We start from the raw sequence: 4715 nt of genomic DNA, 5'->3' as shown, positions 1-4715 counted from the left end.
CTGCGCGCTGGCGCTGCGGGCATTCTGGCCCGGCTCATCCAGGGCCGCAGCCGGTATGAAGTACGACTCGGCGGTGCCGCGCCGGAACAGGCGCAGGCCCGTGGCGTCGACCGCCATCGCCTTGAACCAGCTCCACTGCGAATCGGCCCCGTGGCGCACCACGCCGTCCCCCCCGTGACCCGGTAGCTCAGGCCATGCGGCGTGAAGCGCCAGTAGACCGAGTCGCCTGCAAAGGCGAACTGCCGCGCGGTGGCCGCGTGCATCGCATGGAAGGTGTTCGCACCGCCCAGCAGCAGCATCAGCGCCGCCAGGATGAGCATGGATGCGTGCACTTCGCGCAGGTTGAGCGTGAACAGCCCCACCATCGCGCCCCAAGGCGAAAACACCAGCGCCACGGCAAGGGCGATCCACAGGGGCGCCAAAAAGCGCGCCAGCCCCGGGCGGTCGAGAAACGCCAGCCGCACCGCACGGTCGCGGTAGGTGTCGTCACGCACCCACCGGGCCGTCACGGCATCGGTACCGTCGGCGCGCAGGTCGCCAGGGGAGCTGTTCACGTTCTGTCCTGTCATGCGGTGCCGGGTTCAGGCCTTCAGATAGTCGGATTTTCCACCCAGCCAGCGCGCCACGTGGCGCTCGGCCAGAGCGGGGAACTGGTCGAGCATGCGCGGCGCGGTGGCGCGGGCCCATTCCAGCAGCGCGGTGTCGGTCGCCAGGTCGGCAAACCGCAGCAGCGCATCGCCCGACTGGCGCGCGCCCAAAAACTCGCCGGGGCCGCGGATTTCCAGGTCACGCCGCGCGATCTCGAAGCCGTCGTTGGTCTCGGCCATGGCACGCAGGCGTTCCTTGGCGGTTTCGCCCACGCGGCCGCTGTCGTTGGTGGCGTAGAGCAGCACGCAGGCCGATGCCGCCGCGCCGCGCCCCACCCGGCCGCGCAGCTGGTGCAGCTGGCTCAGGCCGAAGCGCTCCGCATGCTCGATCACCATAAGCGAGGCGTTGGGCACGTCCACCCCCACCTCGATGACGGTGGTGCTGACCAGCACGCCCATCTGGCCGCTGGTGAAGAGCGCCATCACAGCCTTCTTCTCGGCGGTGGGCATGCGCGAGTGCAGCAGCCCCACCATGCATCCCGGCAAGGCCTCGCTCAGATCGACGCGGGTGGCGGTGGCGTTGGAGAGATCGAGCGCCTCGCTCTCCTCGATCAGCGGGCACACCCAGTACACCTGCCGCCCGGCCGCCACCTGGGCGCCAATGCGCTCGATGACTTCGTACTTGCGACTGTCGGCGATGAGCTTGGTGACGATGGGCGTGCGGCCGGGGGGCAGCTCGTCGATCACCGAGACATCGAGGTCGGCGTAGTAGCTCATGGCCAGCGTGCGCGGAATGGGCGTGGCGCTCATCATCAGCATGTGCGGCTCCATGGCGGTCGAGGGCCCCCACGCTCCGCCGCGGCGCTGGTCGCGGCCCCCCGAGGGGGCTGCATCGCCTTGGGCCGGCCCGGTGGCGATGCCCTCCGCGAGCTTCTTGCGCAACGCCAGCCGCTGCGCCACGCCAAAGCGGTGCTGCTCGTCGATGATGGCCAGCGCGAGGTTCCTGAACTGCACCTGCTCCTGGATGACGGCGTGCGTGCCCACCACCAGCGCGGCCTCGCCGCTGGCCACCAGTGCCAGCATGGCGGCACGCTCTTTTTTCTTCTGGCCACCCACCAGCCAGGCCACGCGGCGGCCGGTGGCGGCCAGCAAGGGTTCGAGCCAGCCGATCATCTTGGCGAAATGCTGCTCGGCCAGGATTTCGGTGGGCGCCATCAGTGCGCACTGCCAGCCAGCATCCATGCAGATTGCCGCCGCCAGCGCCGACACCACGGTCTTGCCCGAACCCACGTCGCCCTGCAGCAGCCGGTGCATGGGCACGGGCCGCGCCAGGTCGGCCGCAATCTCTTCGCCCACGCGGCGCTGGGCGGCCGTGAGGCCGAAAGGCAGCACGGCCAGCAACTGCTCATGCAGGGGCAAGGCCTGCCCCACACGGGGCCGAGGCTGCAGCACCGGTGCGCGCAGGCGGTCGCGCTCGCGCCGCGATTGCTGCTGCGAAAGCTGCTGCGCCAGCAACTCTTCGGCCTTGAGGCGCTGCCAGGCCGGATGGCTGTGGTCTTCCAGCGTGGTTAGCGCCACGTCGGGGGTGGGATGGTGCAAAAAAGTGAGCGCCTCACGCAGGCTGAATGCGCGCTGCAGGCCGTTCTTGCTCAAAATCCTGCCCATCGGCGGCTCCAGCCCCGGCGGCACGGTCTCCGACAGATCGGCGCGCTGCAGCGCACCCACCACGGAGCGCCTGAGGTAAGGCTGGGGCAGCCCGGCGGTGGTGGGGTAGACCGGCGTGAGCGCGGCAGGCAACTCGCCCCCCGCCACACGAAAGGCCGGGTGCAGCATCTGCCGCCCCCAGAAGCCGCCCTTCACTTCGCCCCGGATGCGCAGGCGCGCGCCCGCGGCCAGGGTCTTCTGGTGCGACGGATAGAAGCTGAAGAAGCGCAGCTCGCAGGTACCCGTGCCATCGTCCACCTGCACCAGCAGCTGACGGCGCGGGCGCATCTGCACCTCGCACGACGTGACCGTGGCCTCGATCTGCGCCACCTCGCCGTCGCGCGCGTTGCGCAATGGCGTGATGCGGGTTTCATCCTCGTAGCGCAGCGGCAGGTGCAGCGCCAGGTCGATGTCACGCACGAGCCCCAGCTTGCGCAGTGCCTTCTGCGCCACCGACGCGCCACTGCGCGCCTCACCCGCAGGTGCGGCGGGCGCGGCGGCCGGGGTGCGAACTTTGGAAGCTGGGGGCATGGGCGGCAATGTGCGGCAAAAAAACGCGCCGTCGTGGCGATTCAAAAAGGCTACCATGGTTACCATTTGCCGCGAGCGAGTTCGCTTTTCGCCCCGGGCGCGCACTGCGCGCCGCCGAGGGGTGGCGTGTTATCGAGTCAGTGCCTTTCCCATGCTCAAGCGCATCCAAATTCAAGACCTCACCCTGGGCATGTACCTGCACGAGTTTTGCGGTTCGTGGATGGAACACCCTTTCTGGCGCGCCAAGTTTCTGATCAAGGACCCGAACGACCTGGCCCGCATCCAGGCCACAGCCATCCACGAATGCTGGATTGACACCGACAAGGGCGCGGACGTGGCCCCCGGCACGGCCTCGGTATCGCGCGAAGAGGCCGATGCCCGCATCGAAACCGATTTCAACCGCCTGGAGGATCTGCCGCCGCTGCAGGTGAGCCTGCCCGTGCCGCCGCCACCGCAGCGCGACCATGCCCCCGCCGACCTGCGGCACGAGCTCAAGCGCGCGGCCTCGATCTGCATGCGGTCCAAGAAGGCCGTGGTGTCGATGTTCAACGAGGCGCGCATGGGGCGAGCGGTCGATGCCGCCGCCGCCCAGAACCTGGTGGAGGAAATCTCGGATTCGGTCACGCGCAACCCCGGCGCGCTGATCAGCCTGGCACGCCTGAAGACGGCCGACGACTACACCTACATGCATTCGGTGGCGGTGTGCGGGCTGATGGTGGCGCTGGCGCGGCAGCTCAAGCTTGACGATGCCCAGACGCGGCTGGCCGGCATGGCGGGCCTGCTGCACGACCTGGGCAAGGCGGCGGTGCCGCTGGCGGTGCTGAACAAGCCGGGCAAGCTCACCGACCAGGAGTTCACCGTGGTGCGCAGCCACCCGGTGGCGGGCTACCACATGCTCAAGGAAGGCGGCCAGGTGTCTGACGCCGTGCTGGACGCCTGCCTGCACCACCACGAGAAGATCGACGGCACCGGCTACCCCGACAAGCTGCAGGGTGACGCCATCAGCGTGATCGCCCGCATGACCGCCATCTGCGATGTCTACGACGCCATCACCTCCGACCGGCCCTACAAGCGCGGCTGGGACCCTTCCGAATCGCTGCGCCGCATGGCCGAGTGGACCACCGACCATTTCGACGCCCGGCTGTTCCAGGCGTTCGTGAAAAGCATTGGCATCTACCCCGTGGGCTCGCTGGTGCGGCTCACGTCGGGCAGGCTGGGCGTGGTCATCGAGCAGGCCCCGGCGGCGCTCACCACGCCGCGCGTCAAGGTGTTCTTCTCCACGAAATCCGACCTGCGCATTCCCCCCGAAGTGGTTGACCTGGCGGCACCGGGCGCTACCGAGAAGATCGTGGCGCGCGAAAACCCCGACCAATGGAATTTTCCCGACCTGAACGAACTGTGGTCCGGCCTGACGGAAAAGGCCTGGTGATCCCGCTCTGCCGCGGCACCCTGCCACCCAAGGCCCCTGCAGCCACCGACCCTTTCACTTCCTTGCCGTGTCCGCACTGATCACCCTCACCCTCAACCCCGCCCTCGATCTGGCCACCACCACCGCGCGGGTGGAGCCCACGCACAAGCTGCGCTGCAGCCCTGCCCAGCGCTTTGCCGGCGGCGGCGGCATCAACGTCGCCCGCGTACTGCACCGCCTGGGCAGCAATGTGCAGGCCTGGGCATTGGCCGGCGGCGCCGCGGGCGCGCAAATGCGCCAGTTGCTGGCCGATGAGGGCGTGTCCACCGTGCTGCAGCCCATTGCCGGCGACACGCGCGAGAATTTTTCGGTGGTGGAAACCGCCACCGGACAGGAGTTCCGCTTCGTGCTGCCCGGCCCTGCCCTGCAGGCTGCGGAGTGGCAGGCCTGCCTGGACGCGCTGGCCGCCCTCACGCCCGCGCCCC

4 protein-coding genes are annotated in these 4715 nt (G+C 69.1%); 2 read left to right on the top strand and 2 right to left on the bottom strand.

Annotated elements, in window-relative coordinates; translation table 11 throughout:
- Together ACDELDRAFT_RS19360 and recG are read right to left on the bottom strand one after the other, a co-directional pair.
- On the bottom strand, positions 1–554 hold a 554-nt coding region (locus ACDELDRAFT_RS19360; RefSeq protein ID WP_157764955.1), incomplete at its 3' end, for a hypothetical protein.
- Positions 555–581: 27 nt separating this feature from the next.
- The gene (gene recG, locus ACDELDRAFT_RS19355) at positions 582–2822 is read right to left on the bottom strand and encodes an ATP-dependent DNA helicase RecG (RefSeq protein ID WP_040329926.1); all 2241 of its coding nucleotides are present in this window, start codon (positions 2820–2822) and stop codon (positions 582–584) included.
- A gap of 151 nt (positions 2823–2973) precedes the next feature.
- On the opposite strand from recG, the gene ACDELDRAFT_RS19350 reads away from it, so the two are divergent.
- Together ACDELDRAFT_RS19350 and ACDELDRAFT_RS19345 are read left to right on the top strand one after the other, a co-directional pair.
- Positions 2974–4251 (top strand): HD-GYP domain-containing protein, encoded by a 1278-nt coding sequence (locus ACDELDRAFT_RS19350; protein ID WP_005799726.1) that lies wholly within the window; start codon positions 2974–2976, stop codon positions 4249–4251.
- Positions 4252–4318: 67 nt separating this feature from the next.
- A partial coding sequence (locus ACDELDRAFT_RS19345) for a PfkB family carbohydrate kinase (RefSeq protein WP_005799725.1) occupies positions 4319–4715 on the top strand: 397 nt, incomplete at its 3' end.

This window comes from Acidovorax delafieldii 2AN (assembly GCF_000175235.1).
Lineage (GTDB): Bacteria > Pseudomonadota > Gammaproteobacteria > Burkholderiales > Burkholderiaceae_C > Acidovorax > Acidovorax delafieldii_B.
This window is presented reverse-complemented; position numbering and strand designations above follow the sequence as displayed.